Origin of the sequence: Stenotrophomonas nitritireducens (assembly GCF_001431425.1) — a bacterium.
Taxonomy (GTDB): Bacteria; Pseudomonadota; Gammaproteobacteria; order Xanthomonadales; family Xanthomonadaceae; genus Stenotrophomonas; species Stenotrophomonas nitritireducens.
This window is the reverse complement of record NZ_LDJG01000024.1, coordinates 1-25,486: the sequence shown is the minus strand read 5'-3', so window position 1 is coordinate 25,486 and position 25,486 is coordinate 1. Positions and strand designations below refer to the sequence as shown.

At 69.3% G+C, this 25,486-nt stretch carries 19 protein-coding genes and 1 pseudogene; 2 read left to right on the top strand and 18 right to left on the bottom strand.

Features of this window, described 5'->3' with window-relative positions:
• Positions 1–6: 6 nt before the first annotated feature.
• The 5 genes from ABB22_RS14305 to hutI all read right to left on the bottom strand — a co-directional run bounded on the left by ABB22_RS14305 (position 7) and on the right by hutI (position 6,345).
• The gene (locus tag ABB22_RS14305) at positions 7–807 is read right to left on the bottom strand and encodes a restriction endonuclease (RefSeq protein ID WP_055773220.1); all 801 of its coding nucleotides are present in this window, start codon (positions 805–807) and stop codon (positions 7–9) included.
• Between the two features lie 97 nt (positions 808–904).
• Positions 905–2,572 carry a urocanate hydratase gene (gene hutU, locus ABB22_RS14300; RefSeq protein WP_055773223.1) on the bottom strand — a complete coding sequence of 556 codons (1,668 nt, stop codon included), beginning with the start codon at positions 2,570–2,572 and terminating at the stop codon, positions 905–907.
• Complete coding sequence (hutG, locus tag ABB22_RS14295; protein WP_055773226.1) at positions 2,569–3,420, bottom strand: N-formylglutamate deformylase; 852 nt, start codon at positions 3,418–3,420, stop codon at positions 2,569–2,571. The genes hutU and hutG overlap by 4 nt, the downstream gene beginning before the upstream one ends.
• Positions 3,421–3,514: 94 nt before the next feature.
• Positions 3,515–5,053, bottom strand: coding sequence for a histidine ammonia-lyase (gene hutH, locus ABB22_RS14290; protein WP_055773229.1), 1,539 nt, complete (start codon positions 5,051–5,053; stop codon positions 3,515–3,517).
• Between the two features lie 80 nt (positions 5,054–5,133).
• Positions 5,134–6,345 (bottom strand): imidazolonepropionase, encoded by a 1,212-nt coding sequence (hutI, locus tag ABB22_RS14285; protein ID WP_055773231.1) that lies wholly within the window; start codon positions 6,343–6,345, stop codon positions 5,134–5,136.
• 61 nt (positions 6,346–6,406) lie between these two features.
• Here hutI and ABB22_RS14280 point away from each other — a divergent pair, with 61 nt between their 5' ends.
• Both ABB22_RS14280 and hutC read left to right on the top strand, forming a co-directional pair.
• A complete protein-coding gene (locus ABB22_RS14280; protein WP_055773234.1) occupies positions 6,407–7,777 on the top strand; it encodes a formimidoylglutamate deiminase in 1,371 nt (456 codons plus the stop codon).
• Between the two features lie 19 nt (positions 7,778–7,796).
• The gene (gene hutC, locus ABB22_RS14275; RefSeq protein ID WP_055773237.1) at positions 7,797–8,528 is read left to right on the top strand and encodes a histidine utilization transcriptional repressor HutC; all 732 of its coding nucleotides are present in this window, start codon (positions 7,797–7,799) and stop codon (positions 8,526–8,528) included.
• Positions 8,529–8,572: 44 nt separating this feature from the next.
• On the opposite strand, the gene ABB22_RS14270 is transcribed toward hutC, so the two are convergent.
• From ABB22_RS14270 to ABB22_RS18510, 13 genes and pseudogenes are all read right to left on the bottom strand, one after another.
• A complete protein-coding gene (locus tag ABB22_RS14270; RefSeq protein ID WP_055773240.1) occupies positions 8,573–9,640 on the bottom strand; it encodes a restriction endonuclease in 1,068 nt (355 codons plus the stop codon).
• 85 nt (positions 9,641–9,725) lie between these two features.
• Entirely contained in the window at positions 9,726–10,514 is a 789-nt protein-coding gene (locus ABB22_RS14265) for a YggS family pyridoxal phosphate-dependent enzyme (RefSeq protein ID WP_055773242.1), read from the bottom strand.
• A 178-nt stretch (positions 10,515–10,692) separates the two neighbouring features.
• Positions 10,693–13,236: a sensor domain-containing protein gene (locus ABB22_RS14260; protein WP_082443829.1), complete on the bottom strand. Its 2,544-nt coding sequence runs from the start codon at positions 13,234–13,236 to the stop codon at positions 10,693–10,695.
• 3 nt (positions 13,237–13,239) lie between these two features.
• Positions 13,240–14,319 (bottom strand): protein-glutamate methylesterase/protein-glutamine glutaminase, encoded by a 1,080-nt coding sequence (locus ABB22_RS14255; protein WP_055773245.1) that lies wholly within the window; start codon positions 14,317–14,319, stop codon positions 13,240–13,242.
• Positions 14,316–14,912: a chemoreceptor glutamine deamidase CheD gene (gene cheD, locus ABB22_RS14250; protein ID WP_055773248.1), complete on the bottom strand. Its 597-nt coding sequence runs from the start codon at positions 14,910–14,912 to the stop codon at positions 14,316–14,318. The genes ABB22_RS14255 and cheD overlap by 4 nt, the downstream gene beginning before the upstream one ends.
• Positions 14,909–15,754 carry a CheR family methyltransferase gene (locus tag ABB22_RS14245; RefSeq protein ID WP_055773249.1) on the bottom strand — a complete coding sequence of 282 codons (846 nt, stop codon included), beginning with the start codon at positions 15,752–15,754 and terminating at the stop codon, positions 14,909–14,911. Before ABB22_RS14245 ends, cheD begins: the two co-directional genes overlap by 4 nt.
• 10 nt (positions 15,755–15,764) lie before the next feature.
• Positions 15,765–17,915 carry a methyl-accepting chemotaxis protein gene (locus tag ABB22_RS18910; protein WP_057505293.1) on the bottom strand — a complete coding sequence of 717 codons (2,151 nt, stop codon included), beginning with the start codon at positions 17,913–17,915 and terminating at the stop codon, positions 15,765–15,767.
• Between the two features lie 202 nt (positions 17,916–18,117).
• Entirely contained in the window at positions 18,118–20,508 is a 2,391-nt protein-coding gene (locus ABB22_RS14235) for a methyl-accepting chemotaxis protein (RefSeq protein WP_055768912.1), read from the bottom strand.
• A gap of 85 nt (positions 20,509–20,593) precedes the next feature.
• Positions 20,594–20,974, bottom strand: a complete 381-nt coding sequence (locus tag ABB22_RS14230; protein WP_055768915.1) for a hypothetical protein — start codon at positions 20,972–20,974, stop codon at positions 20,594–20,596.
• 112 nt (positions 20,975–21,086) lie between these two features.
• Complete coding sequence (locus tag ABB22_RS14225) at positions 21,087–21,578, bottom strand: chemotaxis protein CheW (protein WP_055768918.1); 492 nt, start codon at positions 21,576–21,578, stop codon at positions 21,087–21,089.
• 86 nt (positions 21,579–21,664) lie between these two features.
• Positions 21,665–22,438 carry a flagellar brake protein gene (locus tag ABB22_RS14220; RefSeq protein ID WP_055768921.1) on the bottom strand — a complete coding sequence of 258 codons (774 nt, stop codon included), beginning with the start codon at positions 22,436–22,438 and terminating at the stop codon, positions 21,665–21,667.
• A 133-nt stretch (positions 22,439–22,571) separates the two neighbouring features.
• A complete protein-coding gene (locus tag ABB22_RS14215) occupies positions 22,572–24,950 on the bottom strand; it encodes a methyl-accepting chemotaxis protein (protein ID WP_057505292.1) in 2,379 nt (792 codons plus the stop codon).
• 278 nt (positions 24,951–25,228) lie between these two features.
• A pseudogene (locus tag ABB22_RS18510) lies at positions 25,229–25,486 on the bottom strand (methyl-accepting chemotaxis protein); the annotation flags it as partial.

Below are 25,486 nucleotides of genomic sequence, written 5' to 3'. Positions count from 1 at the left end.
TGCACCTCAGGCCGTGCCCCGGCAGGTCGGGAAACGGCTGCAGCCCATAAAGAAGGCGCCGGTTTGCCGGTTGCGCCGCTCCACCATGGCAGCGCCGCAACGCGGGCAGGTCGTCACGTGGGTGGGCGATGCGCTGGCGGGTTGCCGTGCATCGGTAGCGGATGCCGATGTGGGCGCTGCCGGTTGCACTGCACGGATCATCGCCAGCAGTTGTTCGCCGGTGATCAGTTCGATGGGTTTGCCTGCCGCGAAGGCGGCTGCGGCTTCCGTATAGGCGCCGGTGGAGACGATCTTCACCGCGTCGGCGTGGTGATGGACAAGCAGGCCGTACATCTCGCGCACGATGGCCACGCCCACCTGCTCGCTTCGCCATTGCTTGCATTGCACGAGGATGCGGCGGCCGTTCTTGACCAGCACCAGATCGATACCGCCGTCGGGGCCGCCGTGGTGGTTCTCTTCAACGGCATGGCTCTGCCGGCGGAAGGCTTCACCTACGAGGCGTTCGAAATTGCGCCAGCCGGTTGCGGACAGGCTTTCCAGGTCGGTGCGGGTGTCGAGCAGGCGACGGCGGTTCCTGCTGCGGATAGCGGAAATGAGGGCGCCCAACAGGCAGGCAGCCAGCCATAGACAAGCCAGCACGCCGGACATCGGGGAAAGCGCGCCGGCAAATGGCCCGGCGTCGCCCAGCCATGCAGGCAATCCAAGACGGAGTACCAGGAACCCGAGGATCCCGGCCGCGATGCCTGCTGGCCACGGCAACGCAGCCATGGCGTCCATCAATCCGTCGTTGCGCCGTCTGCGTCCCATGCCGGCCCTCCTTGCGTCCAAGCATGAAGATAACAGGGCGCAACGCATGCATCGACGGCGGCCACCGGTTGCGGCGGCTGCCTTGGAAGGAGGTCGATCAGCCGAGAATACCCGGCAGGTCCAGTCCCTTTTCCTTCGCGCAGTCGATGGCGATGTCGTAGCCGGCGTCGGCGTGGCGCATGACGCCGGTACCGGGGTCGTTCCACAGCACGCGGGCGATGCGCTGGTCCGCTTCGGCGCTGCCGTCGCAGACGATGACCACGCCGGAGTGCTGGCTGTAACCCATGCCCACGCCGCCGCCGTGGTGCAGGCTTACCCAGGTGGCGCCGCCGGCGACGTTGAGCATGGCGTTGAGCAGCGGCCAGTCGGACACGGCGTCGCTGCCGTCCTTCATCGATTCGGTCTCGCGGTTGGGTGAGGCGACGCTGCCCGAATCCAGGTGATCGCGGCCGATCACCACCGGCGCCTTCAGTTCGCCGTTGCGGACCATCTCGTTGAAGGCCAGGCCGAGCTTGTGGCGCAGGCCCAGCCCGACCCAGCAGATGCGCGCCGGCAGGCCCTGGAAGCTGATGCGCTCGCGCGCCATGTCCAGCCAGCGGTGCAGGTGCGGATCATCGGCGATGATCTCCTTCACCTTGGCATCGGTCTTGTAGATGTCTTCCGGGTCGCCGCTCAGCGCGACCCAGCGGAACGGGCCGACGCCGCGGCAGAACAGCGGCCGGACGTAGGCCGGTACGAAGCCCGGGAAGTCGAAGGCATTCTCAAGGCCCTCGTCGAAGGCCATCTGGCGGATGTTGTTGCCGTAGTCCACGGTCGGGATGCCGGCGGCATGGAAGGCCAGCATCGCCTCCACGTGCACGCGCATGGCGGCCTTGGCGGCGTCGCGCACCTGCTCCGGATTGGCCTTCTGTTCGGCCAGCCACTGCTCCACCGTCCAGCCGATCGGCAGGTAGCCGTGCACCGGGTCGTGGGCACTGGTCTGGTCGGTGACCGCATCCGGGCGCACGCCACGACGCACCAGTTCCGGCAGGATCTCGGCGGCGTTGCCGAGCAGGGCGATGGATTTGGCTTCGCCGGCGGCGGTGTATCTGGCGATGCGCGCCAGCGCGTCGTCGATGTCGCTGGCCTGCTCGTCCACGTAGCGGGTGCGCAGGCGGAAATCGATGCTGCTCTGGCGGCATTCGATGGTCAGCGAGCTGGCGCCAGCCAGCGAGGCGGCCAGCGGCTGCGCGCCGCCCATGCCGCCCAGCCCGGCGGTGAGGATCCACTTGCCGGTGAGGCTGCCGCCGTAGTGCTGGCGGCCCATCTCGACGAAGGTTTCGTAGGTGCCCTGCACGATGCCCTGCGAGCCGATGTAGATCCACGAGCCGGCCGTCATCTGGCCGTACATCATCAAGCCCTTCTTATCGAGCTCGTTGAAGTGCTCCCAGTTGGCCCAGTGCGGCACCAGGTTGGAGTTGGCGATCAGCACGCGCGGCGCGTCGGGATGGGTGGGGAACACGCCGACCGGCTTGCCGGACTGCACCAGCAGGGTCTGGTTGTCGTCCAGGCGCTTGAGCGTTTCCAGGATCTTGTCGTAGCTCTCCCAGTCGCGTGCGGCGCGGCCGATGCCGCCATAGACCACCAGCGAGGCGGGATCCTCGGCCACTTCGGCGTCCAGGTTGTTCTGCAGCATGCGGAACGGCGCTTCGGTCTGCCAGGATTTGCAGTTGAGCGTATTGCCACGCGGTGCGCGCGGGCTGCGGGTAGGGTCGTGGCGGGTCATGCATTTCTCCGGGTAGCAAATTCCAGGCAAGCGCCAAGCACTTGCTGCAAGGTGTTGCGGACGGGGGTGGCGTGGTCGGGGTCGTAGGGCGTGGGCCAGCTGTGCTCGTCGACGTCTTCGGGCGCCGGTTCGTGCATGTAGCCGCGGCAGCCCAGTTCCATCTGCAGCGTATGCACGCCATGGGCGGTGTTGCTGTAGTGGCGGGTGATCCAGCCACCCTTGAAGCGGCCGTTGCGCACATGGCTCATGCCGCTGATCGCGCACAGGTTCTCGACCACGTCGGTCAGCGCGTTGTCGCAGGAGGTATCCGGCGCACCGCTGGGACCGGCGCTGCCGATGTTGAACTGCGGCAGTTCGCCATCGAACAGGTGCGGGATGTGCGAGCGGATCGAATGCGCGTCATAGACCACCACGGTCGGGTGCCGCTGGCGCAGGCGTGCGATCTGCGCGGCGAGCGCGGCGTGATAGGGCGCGAAGTAGCTGTCGCGGCGGCGCGCGATCTCGGCCGTGCCCGGTTCGTGGCCGGCGCGGTATAGCGGCTGGTTGTCGAAAGTGGTGGTGGGGCACAGGCCGGTGGTGTTCTGCCCGGGATACAGCGAGGCGCCGGACGGATCGCGGTTGACGTCGATCACCGAGCGCGAGACCGCGGTACGCACGGTGGTGGCGCCCAGGCCGCGTGCGAAGGCGTACAGTTCGTGCACCCACCAGTCGGCATCGCGCCGCGCCAGCCACGGCGAAACGAAATGGCCGGCGAGCTCGTCGGGCAGTTCGGTGCCGGTGTGCGGAAAGCTGACGATCAGCGGGGCGTCGCCTTCGTGGACCTGCAGCCAGTCGGGAGGGGTGTTCATCTGCGCATCTCCGCAGGGTGTGGAATGTAGGGCGGGGCAAAGCCCCGCTGAAGCCATGTCGCCGGGGCAGGCCCCGGCGGGGCGAGGCCCGGCGTTACAGGGCCTCCACCTGCGGTAGCACGCTTTCCAGCCCGCGGGCGAGGGCGCCGTCGCGCACCAGCGCGGTGGCGGCGACCATGTCCGGGTGGAAGTAGCGGTCGTCCTGCAGGGTCGGCACCTGCGCGCGCACGGTGGCGCGAGCCTGTTCCAGCGCGTCGCTGGAGCGCAGCGGGGCGTGGAAGTCGCAGCCCTGCGCGGCGGCCAGCAGTTCGATGCCGACGACATTGGCGGCGTTCTCCGCCATCGCCAGCAAGCGGCGCGCGCCGTGCGCGGCCATCGACACGTGGTCTTCCTGGTTGGCCGAGGTCGGGATCGAATCGACGCTGGCCGGATAGGCGCGCTGCTTGTTCTCCGAGACCAGCGCCGCGGCGGTGACCTGCGGGATCATGAAACCGGAATTCAGGCCGGGCTTCGGGGTCAGGAACGCAGGCAGGCCGGACAGCGCCGGATCCACCAGCATGGCGATGCGGCGTTCGCTGATCGAGCCGATCTCGCATACCGCCATGGCCAACATGTCGGCGGCGAATGCCACCGGCTCGGCGTGGAAGTTGCCGCCGCTCAGCGCCTCGCCGGTGTCGGTGAACACCAGCGGATTGTCGGACACGCCATTGGCCTCGATCTCCAGCGTGGTCGCGGCCTGGCGGATCACGTCGAACGCCGCACCCATCACCTGCGGCTGGCAGCGCAGGCAGTACGGGTCCTGCACGCGCACGTCGTTGTCGCGGTGCGATTCGCGGATCGCCGAACCGGCCATCAGCGTGCGCAGCGCGGCGGCGGTGGCGATCTGCCCGCGCTGGCCGCGGATGCTGTGGATGCGCGGGTCGAACGGCGTGTCCGACCCCTTGGCCGCTTCCACCGACAGCGCGCCGGTGACCAGCGCGGCCTGGAACACGGTCTCGATCTCGAACAGGCCGGCCAGCGCATAGGCGGTCGAATACTGGGTGCCGTTGAGCAGGGCCAGGCCTTCCTTGGCGCCGAGCGTCAGCGGGGCATGGCCGATCCGTGCGAGCGCATCGGTGGCGGACATCCGCACGCCATCGACGAAAGCTTCGCCGACACCGATCATCACCGAGGCCAGGTGCGACAGCGGCGCCAGGTCGCCGGAGGCGCCGACCGAGCCCTGGCACGGAATGATCGGGATGAAGTCGTGCTGCAGGAACGCTTCCAGCAGCGCCAGCGTCTGCGTGCGGATGCCCGAGGCGCCCTGCGCCAGGCTGGTGAGCTTGAGCGCCATCATCAGCCGCACCACGCTGGCCGGCATCGGCTCGCCGACACCGGCGGCATGCGACAGCACGATATTGCGCTGCAGCGTTTCCAGGTCCTCGCGCTCGATGCGCACGCTGGCCAGCTTGCCGAAGCCGGTGTTGATGCCGTACACCGGCTCGCCCTTGGCGACGATGGCTTCCACCACCTGCGCGCTGCGCAGCACGGCGGCCTGCGCCGATGCGTCCAGGCGCACGCTGGCGCCGCGGTAGATCTGGCGCCACTGGGCCAGCGGAACATGGCCGGGGCGAAGCACGAGGGGGGAAATCATCGGGTTACTCCAGATTTTCAAGGGTAGGTGCGGGGCTTGCCCCGCACGGTTTTCGGCGAGGTACGGGGCAAGCCCCGCACCTACGGTGTTGTTGGTTGCCCGCGGAACACGCGCGCATGCAGCGGGTTGAAACCCATGCGGTAGACCAGGTCGGCCGGGGCGTCGATGTCCCAGATCGCGAGGTCGCAGTCCATGCCGGCGGCGAGCCGGCCGACGCGGTGGTAGCGGCCGAGCGCGCGCGCCGCTTCGCGGGTGAAGCCGGCGATGCATTCGTCCACGGTCATGCGGAACAGGGTCGCGCCCATGTTCATCGCCAGCAGCGGGCTGGTCAGCGGCGAGGTGCCGGGGTTGCTGTCGGTGGCCAGCGCCAGCGGTACGCCGGCCTCGCGCAGTTTCTGGATCGGCGGCACGGTGGTGTCGCGGGTGAAGTAGAACGCGGCCGGCAGCAGCACGGCGACGGTGCCGGCCGCGCGCATCGCGGCGATGCCGGCCTCGTCCAGGTGTTCGATGTGGTCGGCCGACAGCGCGCCATGCCGCGCCGCCAGTTCGGCGCCATGCTGGTTGCTCAGCTGTTCGGCGTGGATCTTCACCGCCAGCCCGTGGCGATGCGCGGCCTCGAACACCTGCGCGGCCTGTTCGCGCGAGAAGGCGATGTTCTCGCAGAACACATCCACCGCCTCGGCCAGGCCTTCGGCGGCGATGGCCGGGACCATGGCCTCGCAGACTTCGTCGATGTAGTCCTGCGCCTGCCGGCCCGGCGGCACCGCATGCGCGCCGAGGAAGGTGGGCACCACGTCGACCCGGCGCAGCTGTTCCAGCCGTCTGGCCACGCGCAGCTGCTTGCGCTCGTCGTCCAGCGTCAGCCCGTAACCGGATTTGATCTCGATGGTGGTGACGCCTTCGGCCAGCATCGCGTCGAGGCGGGGCAGGGTGGCGGCGATCAGCGCGTCGTCGTCGGCCTCGCGGGTGGCGCGCACGGTGGCGACGATGCCGCCGCCGGCGCGGGCGATGTCGGCGTAGCTCACGCCCTGCAGGCGCTGCTCGAACTCATTGGCGCGGTTGCCGGCGTAGACCAGGTGGGTATGGCAGTCGACCAGGCCCGGGCCGATCCAGCGGCCTTCGCAGTCGATGCGGCGGGCGGCGTCGAAGGCCGGCGCGTCCGCGGCCGGGCCGGCATGCACGATGCGCCCGTCGCGCGCGGCGACGGTGCCGTCGCGGACGATGCCCAAGCCGCCCGCGGCGTCGTCGAGCGTCATCAGGTGGGCGTTGTGCCAGACCGTATCGCAGTGCATGTGCACCCTTCCGCGTTTATTTGTATATACAATAATCACCACCCACGGAGAGTGTCCAGTGATGGCGAACGAAGTTTCCAGTCCGGTCCGTTTCCACGCCGCGCAGGCCTTGCTGCCGCAGGGCTGGGCACAGTCGGTGAGCATCGAGTGCGCGCATGGCCGCATCGTGTCGGTGACCGCCGGTGCGCCGGCCGGCCCCGGCGCGCAGCCGTTGGGCGCGGTGGTGCCGGGACTGGGCAACCTGCACAGCCACGCCTTCCAGCGCGCCATGGCCGGCCTGACCGAGGTCGGCGGGCGCTCGGGCGACAGTTTCTGGAGCTGGCGCGAGCTGATGTACCGCTTCCTCGACCGGCTGACCCCGGATGACCTCCAGGCCGTGGCCGAGCAGGCCTACATGGAGATGCTGGAATCGGGCTTCACCCGGGTCGGCGAATTCCATTACCTGCATCACGCACCGGATGGCCGGCGTTACACCGATCACGCCGAAATGTCCGGCCGCATCGCCGCTGCCGCGACCGCGACCGGGCTGGGCCTGACCCTGCTGCCAGTGTTCTACGCGCACAGCGATTTCGGCGGCGCCGCACCGCTGCCGGCGCAGCGCCGCTTCCTGCATGACGTCGACGGTTTCGCCGCGCTGCTGGACGGCTGCCGGCAGGCGCTGCGCGACACGCCGGACGCGGTGCTGGGGCTGGCGCCGCACAGCCTGCGCGCCTGCACGCCGGAGCAACTGCAGGCGCTGCCGGCGCTGGTGGACGGACCGATCCACATCCATATCGCCGAGCAGGTGCGCGAAGTCGAGGCCTGCCTGGCCTGGAGCGGGCAGCGTCCGGTGCGCTGGCTGCTGGACCATGCGCCGGTGGACGAGCGCTGGTGCCTGGTGCACGCCACCCACCTGCTGGACGACGAAGTGCGCGGCATCGCCGGCAGCCGCGCCGTGGCCGGGCTGTGCCCGGTCACCGAGGCCAACCTCGGCGACGGCCTGTTCCCGATGCGCGGGTTCGTGCAGCACGGCGGGCGTTTCGGCGTCGGTTCCGACTCCAACGTGCTGATCGACGCGGCCGAGGAACTGCGCCTGCTCGAATACGGCCAGCGGCTGGCGCTGCGCGGGCGCAACGTGGTCTCCCCGGGCGAACTGTCCAGCGGCCGCTGGCTGTACCAGCAGGCGCAGGAGGGCGCCGCGCAGGCGCTGGGCGTGGCGGCCGGGCTGGTCGCCGGCGCGCCGGCGGATCTGGTCGAACTGGATGCCGCGCATCCGTCGCTGCATGGCCGCGCGGGCGACGCGCTGCTGGACAGCTGGGTGTTCGCCGCGCGCGGCGGCGCAGTGCGTTCGGTGTGGCGCGAAGGCCGGCAATGGGTGCGCGACGGCCGCCATGTGCGCCGCGACGAGGTGGCCGCGCGCTATCGGGCGGCATTGCAGCGGATACTGGGCTGACTCCAGGCAGGATCCACGAGTGAAGGACAAGAAGGCGCCCAGCCTCAACCAGCGCATCCGCGGCGACATCGAGGGCCGCATCCTCAGTGGCGAGTGGGCGCCCGGTTTCCGCATTCCCTACGAGCACGAACTGATGGCGCAGTACGCCTGCTCGCGGATGACGGTGAACAAGGTGCTCACCGCGCTGGCCGAGAGCGGCATGATCGAACGCCGCCGCCGCGCCGGGTCCTTCGTCGCGCGGCAGCCGCCGCACCTGGAGCAGGTGGCGCTGGAGATCCCCGACATCGCGCTGGCGGTGAACGGGCGCGGCCACCGTTACGGCTTCCAGCTGCTGGAACGGCAGCAGCGCCGCGCCGATCCAGCGGTGCCCGAGGAGCTGCGGCTGGTGGGCGAGGGCGAGCTGCTGGCGATGCGCTGCCTGCACCTGGCCGACGGCCGGCCGCTGGCGCTGGAGCGGCGCCTGATCAACCCAGGGGCGGTGCCGGAAACGCTGGCGGTGGATTTCTCCGCCCACGCACCGGGCAGCTGGCTGCTGCAGAACGTGTCGTGGACGCGCGGCCAGCATCGCATCAGCGCGGTGGCCGCCACCGCCGCCGAAGCCGCGCTGCTGGACGTGCCGGTGGGTACCGCCTGCCTGGTGATCGACCGCCAGACCTGGCGCGGCGAAACGCCGATCACCTGGGTGCGGCAGAAATTCCTGGGCGATGCCTACGATCTGGTGGCGCGGTTTGCGCCCGGAGCGAAGATCTAGGAAGCAGCGGAACGGCGGCTGTTTTGCTTTTCCGGGTTACCGCTTCAAAAAGTCCGGCACTGGCGCCAGCGGACCGGCTCGCCGGTGCCGGGACGCGGGTTGAGCTGGACGCGCACGGTGCGCAGCGCCGGATAGTGCTCGACCTCGCGGCAGATCAGCGGCCAGACCGTGGCGTCGTCGCCGCTGCGTTCGACCGACAGGGTGGAACGGGTCAGCCAGATGCCGCTGATGACGCCCGGCGTGGCGGCCAGTTTCCTGGACACGGCCTGCTGGTAGCGCAGCAGGGTTTCCGGATCGGGATCTTCCTGCAGGTCGTCCGTCGCGGCCACGGCGGCAGACGCGGCCGGTGTCGGCTGCGGAGCCGCGCTGGCGGTAGCGGTGGAAGCGCTGGCGTCGGCCATCGCGGGCGCCGCTGCCGGGGCGGGCGCTTCCGCTGCGGACGCGGGATGGCGCGCATCGGCCGCCGGCGTCGATGCGGCCACCGGCGCGGGCGGGCGCGGGGAAAGGTTCTCGTCCACCTGCGCGGTCATGTAGCCCAGGCCGGCGAGCAGGCCCACCGCCGTCGCGCCGAGCGCGGCGATGCCGGTCTGGCGTGCCGCTTCGCGGCGGGCGATGCCTTCCACCATCGTGCGCATGTCCTCCGGGACGCACGGAGCGAGGAACTGCCACAGCACGCGGCCGTCCAGCACTTCGATGGATTCCTTTTCCGCCGCGGCCAGGCCGTCGCGCTCGACCAGGCCCTCGGTGATGAGGATGCCGCCGGCCGCGCCGGTCAGGCGCAGGGCGGCGCCGAGTTCGGTGATCGCCGGGGCGCCGATCCGGTAGGCGCGGCCGTGCTTGCACGACAGCAGCCAGCGCTGGCCGTCGCGTTCCATCAGGAAATCGCTGCTGGTGCCGCGGTCGCTGTTGTCCTCGCCGGTCAGGTCGTGCAGGCCGCGCTGTTCGTTCATGGCGCGGCGCACGATCTGCGAGAACTCGCGCCAGCGCATTCCCGCCAGCGCGGCCAGGCCGTGCTGCGTCTCGGTTTTCCGGCGCTTGACCATCCACAGCCAGGCGGAGGTCAGGCCCCATACGAACAGTGCGAGCAGCAGGGCCAAAATCCAGGAAAACATCGTTACGTCCGGTGAGCAGGCGAGAGGGCAGGCGCGCAGTTTATAGCGCTTCCCGCGTGGTCGAAGCGTGCTGGCAGGCAGGCGTTCAGCTGTTGCCGCCCGGCCAGTAATGGCTGTCCGGGACCGCCCGCGCGCCGAAGATGGCCTGGCCGACGCGCACCACGGTGGCGCCTTCCTCGATGGCGATCTCGAAGTCGCCGGACATGCCCATCGACAGTTCGTCCAGGCCGATGCCGTCCGGCGCGTCCTGGCGCAGCCGGTCGCGCAGCCCGCGCAGGCGCACGAAGCAGGCGCGCACCCGTTCGGTGTCGTCGGAGAACAGCGCCAGGGTCATCAGCCCGCGCACGCGCAGGGCCGGGAACCCCGGCAGTTCGCGGATAAAGGCCGCCACGTCATCCGGCGCCAGGCCGTACTTGCTGGCTTCTTCGGACGTGTTGACCTGCACGAACACGTCCAGCGTGCGGCCCTCCAGCTGCAGGCGGCGGTCCAGGGTTTCGGCCAGGCGCAGGCTGTCCAGCGCCTGGAACTCGCTGGCGAAGCGCGCCACCAGCTTGGCCTTGTTGGTCTGCAGGTGCCCGATCACCGACCAGCGCAGGTCGCCCAGGTCCTGCATCGCCTCCCACTTGTGGTGGGCTTCCTGCACCTTGTTCTCGCCGAGGAAGCGGCAGCCGGCGGCATAGGCATGGCGGATGCGGGCTTCGTCGATGGTCTTGCTCACCGGCAGCAGGCGCACGCCGGCCGGGTCGCGCCCGGCGCGGCGGCAGGCGGCGGCGATGCGCGCGTGGACCACGTCGAGGTTGTGGCGGAAATCGTCGGTGGTCTCGGCGCGGGGGTAGCGGCCGTGCTGGTCGTGGCGGGTGGGGGTGTCCGTCATTGGGCGTTCCTTGGGCAGCGATGGTGCAGCTGCATTATCGGCGCTCCGGCCGGCAAACGCCCGGCACCGCAATCGCCGGCGTGGGTTCCTCTGCAGGAACGGCATAGGCCGCGGCGGGGCGCTACCCGGCAACGCCCTGTCGCGGCCGAAGCCGCGCCTGCGGGGACGAGGCGGGCGCTCAGAGCAGCGGTGGCTGCAGCGGGACCTGGTCGTGCAGCCACTGTTCGAAGTCGTCGGCGGAAAGCGCGTGCGAGAACAGGTAGCCCTGCAGCGCCGGCGAGCCGTTGTCGATCAGGAACCGGCGCTGGGCCTCGGTTTCCACGCCTTCGGCGACCACGTGTTTGCCCAGGCTTTCACCGATGCGCAGTACCGACAGGATCAGCGCGCTGGCGGTCGGATCGTGGCCGATCTCGCTGATGAAGCTGCGGTCCAGTTTCATCTCGCTGATCGGCAGCCGGTGCAGATGGCTGAGGCTGGAATAGCCGGTACCGAAATCGTCCAGCGAGAGCCGCACGCCCAATGCATGCAGGGCGTGCAGGTTGGCGGGCACCTGCGGTTGTTCGGAGAGCATGACGCTCTCGGTGATCTCCAGCACCAGCGCGCCGGGCGCCAGCTGGTGGCGTTCCAGCAGCTGGCGTACCTCATCCACCAGCGAGGGCAGTTCGAAGGTGCTGGCCGACAGGTTCACCGCGATCCGCGGCACCTCCAGTCCGCGGCGCCGCCAGTCGGCATGCTGGCGGCAGGCCTCCTCCAGTACCCAGCGGCTCAGTTCGGTCATCAGCCCGCATTCCTCGGCCAGCGGCACGAAGCGCGCCGGCGGAATCTCGCCCAGATGCGGATGGCGCCAGCGCAGCAGCGCTTCCACGCCATACAGGCTGCTGCCGTCGCCCTGCACCTGCGGCTGGTAGTGCAGGCGCAGGCCGCCATGGCGCAGCGAATCACGCAGCGTGGCCTCCAGCAGCAGGCGTTCCTGCGCCAGCCGGTTCATGTCCGCGCTGAAGAAACGGAAACGCCCGCCGCCTTCGTCCTTGGCCCGGCGCATGGCCAGGTCGGCGTGGCGCAGCAGGGTGTCCATCGCGCGGCCGTCTTCGGGGTACATCGCCACGCCGATGCTCGCGCTGGCATGCAGGGTCATGCTGCCGACCACGTTGGGGGCGGCGACCATGGCCAGCAGTTCCTCGCACAGCGTGACGGCCTGGTGCTGCGCGCAGTGCGGAACCAGCAGGGTGAATTCGTCGGCGACCTGGCGGGCGACCACGGACTCGGGACCGGCGATGTCGTGCAGGCGGCGCGCCAGGTCGCGCAGCAGGCCGTCGCCGGCCGCATGCCCCTGGCTTTCGTTGATGCGTTTGAAGCGGTCCAGGGTCACGAACAGCAGCGCCATCGGCGCGCCCTGCTGTTCGGCCTGCATCAACGGCTGTTCGCTCAGCGCGTTGAACATCACCCGGTTGGGCAGGCCGGTGAGCACGTCGTAGAACGCCAGCCGGTGCATGCGCGAGCGCGCCTGCTCGCGCTCCAGCGCCAGCGCGCACAGGTGCAGGCAGAGTTCGGCCAGGCGGCGATGCCAGGACAGCGGTGGGCCGGGGCGGTGGCAGTGGAACGCCAGCGTGCCCAGCACCTGGCCGGCGGTGGAGCGGATCGGGTTGGACCAGCAGCCGCGCAGGCCCAGTCCCAGCAGCGTCGCGCGGTGGCTGTCGAACATCGGGGCGCTGGCGATGTCCTTCACTTCCACCGCCCGTCCACGGCGCAGCGCCTGCATGCAGGCCGGATGATCCCAGGCGGCCGTGCCGTCGGCCGGCATCAGGGCGGAGGGCGCGGCGAGGACCGACAACTGCCCGTCGGCCTCTCTACGGGTCACCACCACGCGCAGGTCGGGCGCAACCCGTTCCACCTCCTGGCATACCAGCGCCATGCTCGTGGCCAGCGGTTCCTCGCGCACCAGCGCATCCAGCACCTTGCCGTTGAGCACCTCGTGGGTCTTGGATTCGGTGATGTCGGTGAACACGTTGACCAGGCTGCGGCTGGCATCGGCCAGCGGCGTGGCCACCACGGACAGCCACAGCGGGCTGCCGTCCTTGCGGTAGCCGAGCAGGTGGTCGCGGTGGGCGCGGCCGGCGCGGTGCTGTTCGCCCAGCCGGTCCAGCGTCGCCGCGTCGGTGTGCGGGCCGCGGATCAGTTCGCCCGGCAGCTTGCCCAATGCTTCGTCCGGCGCATAACCGAGCATGCGCACGAAGCCCTCGTTGACGTAGCGGATGCGCGCCTGGCTGTCGCACAGGAAGATCGCGTTGTCGCTGCAGTCCAGCGCCTGCGACAGCAGGCGGATGCGCTCCTGCTCCTGCGCATGTTCGGTGGCCGGGCGCAGCACGGCCAAGCGCGGGAACCCGCCCGGGCCGACCGCCAGCCAGAGGTCGCCATGGCGTCCGGGCCGCGCCTCGGCGGCCAGCAGCAGCGGTACAGGCGGCTGTGCCTGCAGCGCTTCATGCCATTGCAGGTACTCGTCGGGGGTCAGCAGCTCCGGCAGCGCGGGAGCGTCCGTGCGCTCTGGCGCCAGCCCCAGCAACTCGTCCGCCCTGCGGTTGCGCAGCAGGATGCGGTCGTCCCGGTCGAGAACGAGAATGCCGTCCGGCGCTTCCTGCAGGCATTGGCGCAGCGCCGTTTCACTGGCCGCATCGGCCGGTCGCGCTGTCGATGCCCATGGCCCGGCCGGTCCGGCGTGCGACATCCGTCAGCCCTGCTGCGCCCAGGCCAGCAGGCGCGGGGCCACCTGGTCCAGCGCTACGACCTCGTCGGCGGCGCCGAGCTTGAACGCGGCGCCGGGCATGCCCCAGACCACGCTGGAGGCTTCGTCCTGCACCAGGGTGCGGGCGCCGGCCTGCTTCATCTCCAGCAGGCCGCGCGCGCCGTCGTCGCCCATGCCGGTGAGGATGGCGCCGATGGCATTGGCGCCGGCGTTCTGCGCGACGGAACGAAACAGCACGTCCACCGCAGGCTTGTGCAGGTTCACCGGCGGCGTGTCGTCGATGCGGCAGCGCCAGCGGGCACCGTCGCGGATGATGCGCAGGTGGCGGCCGCCGACCGGCAGGTAGGCATGGCCGGGCAGGATCGCCTCGCCATCGCTGGCTTCGCGCACGGACATGGCCGAGTGGCGGTCCAGGCGTTCGGCGAAGGCGGTGCTGAAACTGGCTGGCAGGTGCTGGGTGAGTACGATGGCCGGCGCGTCGGCCGGCATCATCTCCAGCACCACGCGCAGCGCCTCGGTGCCGCCGGCCGAGGAGCCGATGGCGATGAGGCGGTCGGTGGTGCGGAACTTCAGCGACGACGGATTCGCGGCGCCGGCCGGCGCGATCGTGTCCAGCGTGCGCTTGGCCTGCGACGGCACGGCGAGCGCGCGCACCTTCGACCGGGCGGCCATCTTGACCTTGGCGCAGATCTCGGCGGCATAGCTTTCCAGGCCGCGGGCGACGTCGAGCTTGGGCTTGGCGACGAAATCCACCGCGCCCAGCGCCAGCGCCTGCAGCGTGGTGTCGGCGCCGCGCTCGGTCAGCGAGGACACCATCACCACCGGCAGCGGGTGCAGGCGCATCAGGTTCTCGAGGAAGGCCAGCCCGTCCATGCGCGGCATTTCCACGTCCAGGGTCAGCACGTCCGGATTCAGGCGCTTGATCTTGTCGCGCGCGATCAGCGGGTCGGAGGCGGTGCCGACGACCTCGATGCCCGGATCGCGCGCCAGCAGGTCGCTGAGGATCTGCCGGACCAGCGCCGAATCGTCCACGACCAGCACGCGGCAGGGGGCCTGCAGGCTCATTCGAACAACTCCACGCCACCGGTGACCGGCGCCTTGGACAGGCGGGCGCGCACCGCCGATTCGGCAGCGGCGACTTCGGCCTCGTGGGCATGCGGCAGGCGCTGCACGACCACGCGCCCGGTCTGCGGGAAGAACCAGACCTTGCGCGGATGGATGCCGAGCAGGTCCTCGGCGATCACCGGGATGTGTTCTGCGCGCAGGTACTGGCGCACGAACTCGGCGTTGCGGGTGCCGACCGGATTGCTGGTGAAGCCCTTGAGCACGTTGGCGCCGCCGAACACCTTGGCCTCCAGGCGCTTGCGGTTGGCGCCGCGCTTGAGCAGGTCGTTGATCAGCAGTTCCATCGCGTAACTGCCGTAGCGCGCGGGGGCGCCGTCGCCGACGTTGCCGTCGGGCAGCAGGAAATGGTTCATGCCGCCGATCTTGAGCACCGGGTCGCGGATGCAGGCGGCCACGCAGGAACCGAGCGTGGTGGTCAGCGCGGTGTCGTCGTCCACCACCAGGTACTGGGTGGGCAGCAGTTTGGCGGCGATGGTCTGGAAACGCGTGTCGCGGTAGCGCATCACGTCGTCGGCGGGAGCGGCCATGCTCATGCCCCGGCACCGCGCGCGCGGCGGTACAGGGTGCGCCCGCAAGGCTGGATCAGGTCGGCGGCGTGCAGGTAGTTCTCGGAGTGGCCGGTATACAGCAGGCCGTCGTCGCCCATGTGCTGCACCAGCCGCGACAGGATGCCGCGCTGGGTCGGTTTGTCGAAATAGATCATCACGTTGCGGCAGAACAGGGCGTCGTATGGACCGCCGACGTCGTAGCGCGGCGCCAGCAGGTTGAGCTGACGGAACTCGATCAGCTTGCGCAGCGCCGGCACCACCCGGCACTTGCCTTCGTTGGGGCCGCTGCCACGCTGGAAGTAGCGGCGCTTGAGCGACGGATCGAGGCCGGCGATGCGCTCGACCGGATACACGCCCTGGGCGCCGGTGGCCAGCACCTGCGTATCGACATCGGTGGCCAGGATGCGTACCGGCGGGGCGAGGCTGCCGAAGGTCTCGCAGGCGGTGATCGCCAGCGAGTAGGGCTCCTCGCCGGTGGATGCCGCGCACGACCAGATATGCAGCGGCGCGCGGTGGGCGCGTGCCTGCAGCTCCTCGCGCAGCTTCTCGAAATGGTGCGGCTCGCGGAAGAACGAGGTCAGGTTGGTGGTCAGCGCGTTGGTGAACGCCTGCCATTCGTCGCCGCCGCTGCGCTCGAGCTGGTCCAGGTATTCCTCGAACGACTGCAGGCCGAGCGCCCGCAGCCGGCGCGACAGGCGCCCGTAGACCATGTCGCGCTTGGCCGGCGCCAGCGCGATGCCGGCGCGCTTGTGGATCAGCTCGCAGACGCGGCGGAAGTCGCGGTCGTTGAACTCGAAATCGCGGGAGGCGGGAGCGGACAGGGACACCGTGGAAACCTCAGCTGGCCAGCGCCAGGGGACGGGAAGCGTGCGCGGAGGCCTGCAGGCGGAAGGCCGACACGGCGTCGTTCAGCACCATGGCCTGTTCCTCCATCGCGCGCGCGGCGGCGGTGGCTTCCTCGACCAGGGCGGCGTTCTGCTGGGTGGTCTCGTCCATCTGGGTGACGGTCTGGTTGACCTGCTCGATACCGGCGCTCTGTTCCTGCGAGGCGGCGCTGATCTCGGCCATGATGTCGGTCACGCGCTGCACCGAAGTGACGATCTCGCCCATGGTGGTACCGGCCTGGTGCACCAGCTGCGAGCCCTCGGACACCTTGTCGACCGAGGTTTCGATCAGTTCCTTGATCTCCTTGGCGGCACCGGCCGAGCGCTGCGCCAGCGTACGCACCTCGCTGGCGACCACAGCGAAGCCGCGGCCCTGCTCGCCGGCGCGCGCGGCTTCCACCGCGGCGTTCAAGGCCAGGATGTTGGTCTGGAAGGCGATGCCGTCGATGACGCTGATGATGTCGGCGATCTTCTTCGACGAAGCCTCGATGTCGGCCATGGTGGTGACCACCAGGCCCACGACCTGGCCGCCCTGCGAGGCGACACCGGCCGCACCCTGCGCCAGCTGGTTGGCCTGGCGGGCGTGCTCGGCGTTCTGGCGCACGGTGGAGGTCAGTTCCTCCATCGAGGCGGCGGTTTCCTCCAGGTTGGCGGCCTGCTGCTCGGTGCGGCGCGACAGGTCGTTGTTGCCGGTGGCGATTTCCGAGGCGGCCAGGTTGATGCTGCCGGCGGCCTGCTGGATGCGGCCGACGATGGAGGTCAGCTGGGCGACGGTGGCGTTGGCGTCGTCGCGCATCCTGGCGAACACGCCGTGGAAATCGCCGTGCATGCGTGCGGTGAGATCGCCGCGGGCGATGGCCTGAAGCAGGCTGGAGGTCTCGGCCAGGCTGCCGTCGGTGACCTCCATCATCGCGTTGAGGTTGTGCACCATCTGCCGGAAGTCGTACTGGAAGCGCTCCTCGTCGCCGCGCTGGCTGAAGTCGCCGGCGGCCGCGGCGCCGCTCAGGCGGCGGATCTCGGCGCTGATCGCGGTGAGGTTGCGCTTGATGGTGGCCATGGTCTCGGTGATCTCGGCCTTCTCGCCGGGCAGCTGCGGCATATCGCGGCTGAGGTCGCCCACGGCATAGCGCTGCGCCAGTTCGATCACCTGCATTTTCACGCCGATGTGGTTGCCCACCAGCTGGTTGGTGCCGTCGACCATCACCCCGTAGTCGCCGGGGAACGCGCCCTTGTCCATGCGGTAGCTGATGATGCCGGCGTCATGCTGGCGCTCCATCTCGCGCTGCGCGGCGATCACCGCCTGCAGCTGCACCTGCATGCGCTGCATGCTGCCCAGCAGCTGGCCGGCTTCATCGCGCGAGGTCTGGACGATGGTGTTGTCCAGGCGGCCGTTGGCGATGGCGTCGGCGACGGCGGTGGCCTTGCGCAGCGGCAGCACGATGCGGCTGCCGATCACCCAGCTCAGCGCGAACACCAGCAACACCAGCACGCCGCCGGCGACAGTCATGATGCCGGTGAAGCGCAGCGCCTGGGTCTGCACGTCGTCCATGTAGACGCCGGTGGAGATCACCCAGTTCCAGGGCTTGTACATGCCCGCGTAAGCGAGCTTGGGAACCGGTTTCTTCTTCCCGGGCTTGGCCCATTCGTAAGCGACGTAGCCGCCGCCGTTCTTCGCGGCCTCGACCTGGTCGCGGTACAGCGGCACGCCATCCTCGCTGCGGAAGTCCTTCATGTCCTTGCCGACCAGCTCCTTGCGGAACGGGTGCATCAGCATGACGTAGTCGGTGCTGTAGATGTTGAAGTAACTGGATTCGCCCTTGGCGCGCATGGCTTCCAGCGCGGCGATGGCTTCGGCCTGCGCGCGTTCCAGCGGGAGGCTGCCGTCGGCGACGCGTTCGGCGTAATGGTCCAGCACGCCGTAGGTCAGTTCGACGTCGCTCTGCAGCGAGACCTTGCGGGTCTCGTAGAGGTCCAGGTACTGCATGCGGGCGGCGACCACCGCCAGCGCGACCACGCCGATCGCGATGATGACCGTGAGCAGGTTGAGCTTGCCGCGCACGGAGATGTTGGAAATGAAACTCGACCAGGTACGGAGAATATTCATGCGCGATGGGTGATTTGGGGGAATGGCCGCCGCGACGTCGGGCACGGAGACGGGACTTCACTGCTGGATATCGGCCAGGAATCCCGCAAGTTGAGCTGCGGGGGCCGGAAGCGGCGGCGGGCTCAGTCTGGAAGTGCGGCTCGCCGCGGCGGAGGGCCGACAGCAGAACCCCGGCATATGCCGGGGTTGCTGTGGGGACGGATCAGAATTCCTGCCAGTCCGAATCGAGTGCTTCGGCGACGGCCGCGCGGGCCTGGCCGCGCGGCCTGGGCTCGGGCGTGTAGGCAACCGGCGCCGGGGAAGCCGGCGCCGCGGCGGCGACCGCCACCACGGCCGGCGCCACCTTGACCGCCACCGCGGGGGCATCGTGTTCGTCCAGGCGGAACAGGGCTACGGCTTCCGCCAGATGCGAGGCCTGTTCTTCCATCGAACGCGCCGCGGCGGTGGCTTCCTCCACCAGCGCGGCGTTCTGCTGGGTGGTCTCGTCCATCTGGGTGACGGTCTGGTTGACCTGCTCGATGCCGGCGCTCTGCTCCTGCGAGGCGGCGCTGATCTCGGCCATGATGTCGGTCACGCGCTGCACGGAGCTGACGATTTCGCCCATGGTGCTGCCGGCACGACGCACCAGCTGCGAGCCTTCGCCGACCTTGCCGACCGAGTCCTGGATCAGCTCCTTGATCTCCTTGGCGGCGCCGGCCGAACGCTGGGCGAGGGTACGCACTTCCGAGGCGACCACGGCGAAGCCGCGGCCCTGCTCGCCGGCGCGTGCGGCTTCCACCGCCGCGTTCAAGGCCAGGATGTTGGTCTGGAAGGCGATGCCGTCGATGACGCTGATGATGTCGGCGATCTTCTTCGACGAGGCCTCGATGGCCGACATGGTGGTGACCACCTGGCCGACAACTTCGCCGCCCTGCGAGGCGACGCCGGCCGCGCCCTGCGCCAGCTGGTTGGCCTGGCGGGCGTGTTCGGCGTTCTGGCGCACGGTGGAGGTCAATTCCTCCATCGAGGCGGCGGTCTCTTCCAGGTTGGCGGCCTGCTGCTCGGTGCGGCGCGACAGGTCGTTGTTGCCCGAGGCGATCTCGCCGGCGGCGGAGTTGATCGCCGCGGTGGACTGCTTGATGCGGCCGACGATGGCGGTCAGCTGTTCGGTGGTGGCGTTGGCGTCGTCGCGCATCCGCGCGAACACGCCCTGGAAATCGCCCTGCATGCGCACGGTCAGGTCGCCCTGCGACAGCGCGGACAGCAGGCCGGAGATCTGCTCCAGGCTGCTGGCGTTGGCGTCGAGCAGGCTGTTGAGCTGGCGCGCCAGCTCCAGGAAGAAGCCGTCCTTGCCATCGGTGCCGATGCGGCCGCTCAGGTCGCCCGCGGCGGCGGCGTCGATCACCCGCGCGACTTCGCGTTCCACCATGGCCTCGGTGGTGCGGTCGCGCCATTCGACGACATGGCCGACCACGCTGCCGGCCTCGTCGCGGATGGCCGAGATGGTCTGCGCGAACTGGGCCTCGCCGTAGCGCATTTCGCGCGAGGCCACGCCGGTGCGCTGCAGCGCGTCGAGCACGCTGCGGTCCATTTCGCCGCGGAACTCCAGCGAGGTCACCGGCTGGCCGACCAGCGGACGCGAGGCGTCGTAATGGTCGAGCGCGCCGTGGATGTCGTCGGCGTAGCGCTCCAGCGTGTGCGCCAGCGCCCGGTTGGCATAGACGATCTGCAGGTCGGTATCGGTCAGGTAGACGCCGGTGGAGGAATAGTCCAGCGCGGTGCGGATGCGCAGGTTCTCGGCGGCGACGGCCTGGTCGCGCTCGATGCGCTCGCGCAGGTCGCGCTGCATGCGCTGCATGGAGCGCAGCAGCTCGCCGACCTCGTCGGAGCGGCGGGTGTCGATGGTGCCGTCGAGCTTGCCGCCGGCGATCTCGTTGGCCACGTCCACCGCGCCGCGCATCGAACCGACCAGCGAACGGGCAAACAGCCAGGCCAGCAGCAGGCCGGCGCCGGCGCCGACCAGCACCGCGATCAACGTGACGGCGACGGAGGCCGAATAGGTGTCGGCGGCCTGGCCGCTGGCTGCCTGCGCACGGGTGTTCTCGTCCGTCGCCAGCGCTTCGAGCGAAGCATAGGCCTTGCGGTGCAGGTTGCGGGTCTCGCCGACGAAGGTGTCGATCGCGTCGTCGGGCAGGTCCAGTTCCAGCAGCTCGGTGACCGAGTCGTAGGACTTCTTGGTTGCATCCCAGTCGGCGACGAAGGTGTCGAACAGCTTGCGCTGCTGCGGGTTGTCGATCAGCTTGGAATACTTGTCGATGGATTCGTCGATCTGGACGCGCAGTTCGCCGGCACGGGTCTTGGCCTCCGTCTTCACGTCGGCGCTGGCGCGGATCAGGCTCTGGTAGGACGCGTTGCGGTACTCGCTGACCATGCCGGCCAGTTCTCCGCTGGTGCGCAGGCCGGCCATGCGCTTTTCCGCGATCTCGTTGGTGACGCTGTCCAGCGAGTGCAGGCCACGATAGGCGACGATGCCCTGGATCAGCATCACGAACAGGACGATGCCGAAGGTGAGCATCAGCTTCGGCATCAGGTTGAGGTTCTTGATCCACTGCATGGTTGCGCTGTCTCCTGCTGCATCCCCCGGCCAAGGCACGGCGGGGACCGCGCCGGCATGGCCGGCGCGGCGACGTCGGGATGGATTACTTGATGTTGGCCAGCTTCAGGCTGGACGGCGAGGTGACTTCGATCTCGGCGCGCGAGGCATCGCGCTGGATCTTGCCGATCGCGCACACGGTCTTGCCTTCCAGCGACATCAGGTCGAAGCTGAAGTTGCCGCGCGCCGAGCCGGGGATGCGCGCCGAAAAGGTGTGGCGCGGGAACGAGCCGCCCATGTGCAGGAAGGTCGGCTGGCCTTCGGAACCTTCGGCGTAGCGGGCCTTTTCGACCTTGCCGCAGACCATGCCGTCCTTGCCGGCGAAACGGGCCGCGTTCTCGGGCGGGATCATCTCGTCGGCGGCGGCGACCAGGGACAGGCTTGCCAGCAGGGCCGCGGACATCAGCGAAATGAAGGGCTTGGACATCTTTTTCTCCGGATTGGGGTTTCGCCGGCGAACGGCCGGCCATGCGCTCGGTATCGGCAGGCACGGCCGATGATTGATACGCCGCACATGAAAATGTGACGGATATAACGTTTTAGGCGGCCGCTTCTTCCGCGACGGCGGCCTGGCCCAGGTCGGCGGTATCGAGCAGGGTCTCGATGTCCAGCAGGATCAGCATGCGCTCGTCCTGGGTGCCGATGCCGGAGATGAAGCGGGTGTCCACCGCGGCGCCGAATTCCGGCTTCGGGCGGATCTGCTCGGCGCTGAGCGGGATCACGTCGGAGACGCTGTCCACGACGATGCCGACCACGCGGTCTTCCACGTTGAGCACGATCATCACGGTGAAGGCATCGTAGCGGGCCTCGTCCAGGCGCAGCTTCAGGCGCAGGTCGATGACCGGCACGATGGTGCCGCGCAGGTTGATCACGCCCTTGATGTAGTCCGGTGCGTCGGGAACGCGGGTGACAGCGTCGTAACCGCGGATTTCCTGCACTTTGAGGATATCCACCCCGTAATGCTCGTTGCCGAGTGTGAAGCTGAGGTACTCGCCGCCGGAAGTGGCAGCGTGGGCGCTGGTGTCGTTCATCTGGGTTCCTGGTCCTGGCGGCATGCGGTGCGGAGATGGCTCACCTCCGTGTATCGGCACCGGCCGCCGGGACTTTAGGTGGAACCCTAGGCGCCGCCGTTCCTGCGCACCTTGCGCTCGCGGTCGACCCGGAAGATGTAGCGCTGAATGGCCGCATCGGCACCGCGCGGCAGATCCTCGAAGCGCAGGCCCACGCGCTGCTGCTCGACGCCGTTGGCCTGCTTGCGCATCAGCTGGCTGCAGACCACCAGGGTGACCGGGATCGGCGCCGAATCGGGCAGCAGCAGTTCGCACCCGCCCAGCCGCTGCTGCAGGCGCAGCAGGTCCAGGTCGGGGGGCAGGAGCACGGCCAGGCCGCCGGCGCTGATGTCCACCACGCGCCAGCGCAGGGGGTCTCCCCCCTGCGGATCGGGGAAGACGCACCAGGGCGAATCGCCGACCGGCGTCTCCAGCCGGTACAGCTCGCGGCGCTGCAGGTGGTAGGCCTCTTCGGGGAGCCCGACGCGGAACGCCGTGCGTCCGTCCTCGACCAGCACCTGCGGGTGTTCCAGGCGGAAGCGCACCATGACCTTGTCCACCTGCGCGAAGCACAGCAGGCGCGAAGCCTCGCCGACGCTGCGGTTGACCTGCGGCATCGGGCTGCCGTCGAGCAGCAGGGTGTCCTCGTCCAGTTCCAGCACGGCGCTGGGATAGGACTGTTCGCGGCCGTCCGGATGGACCGCGATCGTGGCGCGCTGATCGATCATCGCCTGCAGCAGGAGGCGGATCTGGCGCGGATTGCGGACCATGTACTTCTCGTCGGCATACAGGTTGCCGTCGAAGGAGGGAAGGGCGGATTCCGTCGGTTCGCGCTCTGACATGATCTCTGGAACAGGGGTGGCGGAGGCCTGGAGGCAACAGCATACCGGCAGGGCTTCATGGAGTATCGGCCCCGCTCCAAGGCTCTTTAGCACCGATGCGATGGCACCGGTGCGATGCGGCAGTGTCCGCCGCTCAGAACTCCTGCCAGTCGCCGCCGTCGGCCTGGAGCGTGGATACAGGCACCGGTCGTGGACGCGGCGTGCCCGGCGCCGGCTGCGGCTTCGCCGCCGGTGGCACGACGGTGAGTAGCGGCCGGGCAGCGGGCGCAGCGCGGGTCGTCGTGGTGCGGAACATCGATACCGCCGTGGCCAGGTCGTTGGCCTGGTCTTCCATCGTGCGCGCGGCGGCGGTGGCTTCCTCCACCAGCGCAGCGTTCTGCTGGGTGGTTTCGTCCATCTGCACCACGGTCTGGTTGACCTGTTCGATGCCGGCGCTCTGTTCCTGCGAGGCGGCACTGATCTCGGCCATGATGTCGGTCACCCGCTGCACCGAGCTGACGATCTCGCCCATGGTGGTGCCGGCCTGGTGGACCAGCTGCGAACCTTCAGAGACCTTGTCGACCGAGGTCTCGATCAGGTCCTTGATCTCCTTGGCGGCGCCCGCCGAGCGCTGGGCGAGGGTACGCACTTCCGAGGCGACCACGGCAAAGCCGCGGCCCTGCTCGCCGGCGCGTGCGGCTTCCACCGCGGCGTTCAAGGCCAGGATGTTGGTCTGGAAGGCGATGCCGTCGATGACGCTGATGATGTCGGCGATCTTCTTCGACGAGGCCTCGATGGCCGACATGGTGGTGACCACCTGGCTGACCACCTGTCCGCCCTGCGAGGCGACACCGGCCGCGCCCTGCGCCAGCTGGTTGGCCTGGCGGGCGTGTTCGGCGTTCTGGCGCACGGTGGAGGTCAGCTCCTCCATCGAGGCGGCGGTTTCTTCCAGGTTGGCGGCCTGCTGCTCGGTGCGGCGCGACAGGTCGTTGTTGCCGGTGGCGATTTCCGCCGCCGCGCGGTGGATGCTGGATGCCGCGGTCTGGATGCGGTCGATGATGCCGGTGAGCTGGATGACGGTGGCGTTGGCGTCGTCGCGCATGTCGGCGAACGTACCGCGGTAGTCGCCCTCCATCTGCACGGTGAGGTCGCCCTGCGAGAGCGCGCGCAGCACGCCGGAAACCTGCTCGACGCTGGTGCCGATGGCCGCCAGCAGGCCGTTGAGCTGCTCGGAGACCTGCAACAGGAAACCGCTCTTGTCTTCCAGCCGGATGCGGCCGGACAGATCGCCGCGCGAGGCGGCGACGATGATGTCGCTGACTTCCTTCTCCACCTGCACCTCGAGGGTGCGGTCGTCCCACTCGACCACATAGCCGATGCGCTTGCCGTCGGCGTCGGCGACCGGGTTGATGATCTGGCGCATCACGTGGCCGCCGACGCTTAGCTGCGCGCGGTGGGTGCCGCGCAGGTCGCCCAGCAGTTTGCGCTGGTGCGGCGGATGCTTGTGGAAGATGTCGATGTTGCTGCCGATCAGCGTCTGCATGTCGAAGTTCGGCAGGTCGCGGCGCATGTCCTGCTCGGCCTTGCCCAGCATCTCCATCAACGGGCGGTTGGCGTAGATGATGTTGAGGTCGGCGTCGGCGATCATCACGCTGGTGGTGACATCGTCCAGCGCGGTGCGGATGCGCAGGTCCTCGGCGGCGCGCGCGCGGTCCTGTCCGGCGCGGGTGCGGAGCTGGCCGACCATCTCGCCGATGGCGGCATACATCTGTCCGATCTCGTCGCGCGAATGGTGCTCCACGCGCACGTCCAGGTCGCCGTGCGAGACCGCCTGGATCGCGCCCAGCGCCCCGGAGAGCGGGCGCAGGATGGAGCGGGCGATCAGCCAGCACGGCAGCAGCGCCGACAGCAGCACCAGCACGCCGGCCAGTACCAGCACCTTGCTGAAGCTCCAGGCGCGCGCGGCGATGTCGTCGGTGTATTCGCCGCTGCCTATGATCCAGCCCCAGCGCTTGTGCAGGCCGACGTAGGAAATTTTCTGCACCGCCCCGTCGACGCCGGGCTTGGGCCAGGTGTAGTCGAGGAAGCCGCCGCCCTCCTGCTGCCCGAGCCTGGCCATCTCGACGAAGATCTTCTTGCCGTCGGCGCTGGTGGTGTCGCTGAGGTCCTTGCCGTTCAACGCGGTCTGGTAGGGATGCATCAGCATGGTGGGATGTCCGTCGTTCACCCACAGGTAGTCGCTGCCGTTGGCGCTGCGCAGCGATTCGATGGCCGCCAGCGCCTGCCGGCGCGCGTCCTCGTCGCTCAGCTCGCCGGCGGCGGCGCGGTCGGCGTAGCGGTTGGCCAGCGCCAACGCCGCTTCCACGCGGGTATGCAGAGCGTTGCGTTCGTTCTGGAGCAGCTCGGCGTGGTTGCGCCGGGCGGCGACCAGGCACAGGGCGACGATGCCGGCCGCCAGGATGGCGAGCATCAACACGAATTTCCGGCGCAGCGGCAGGTCGCTGAAGAAGCGCAGGGCTGAGTGGGTGTTCATACGGTTGGTTCCTTTTCCGTCACCATGCATGGAAGGGGTGGCCCTGCGTCCTCGGACCACGAAACGGCCAGTTGCCTTCCCGCGTTATCGGCGCTGCTTCGCGCGGCTTCAGCATCCGCGGCTTCGGCATGCCATTGCGTGACGTGACGCCGGATTGGAGCTGGACCGGCATCACGGAACAGGCGTTTCGGAATGGCGGGTCTCCGGCGACACTTCCGGTCCGTGCCGCCGGAACATCCACCGACGGATCCTGCCTGCCAGGATCCGCCGGTACCGGATCAGAACTCCTGCCAGTCGCCGCCGTCGGCCAGCGCCGCATCGACCTTGCGCGGGGCCACAGGCGCCGGGCGCCGCGGAGCGGCGGGAGACAGGACTGCCGGCTGCGAGGTGGCCGGAGCCCGGGTAGGGGAGGCCGCAGCTGCCGCGTCGTCGATGCGGAACAGCGCGACCGCCGCCGCCAGGTGGCTGGCCTGCTCCTCCATCGAACGCGCCGCGGCGGTGGCTTCCTCCACCAGCGCAGCGTTCTGCTGGGTGGT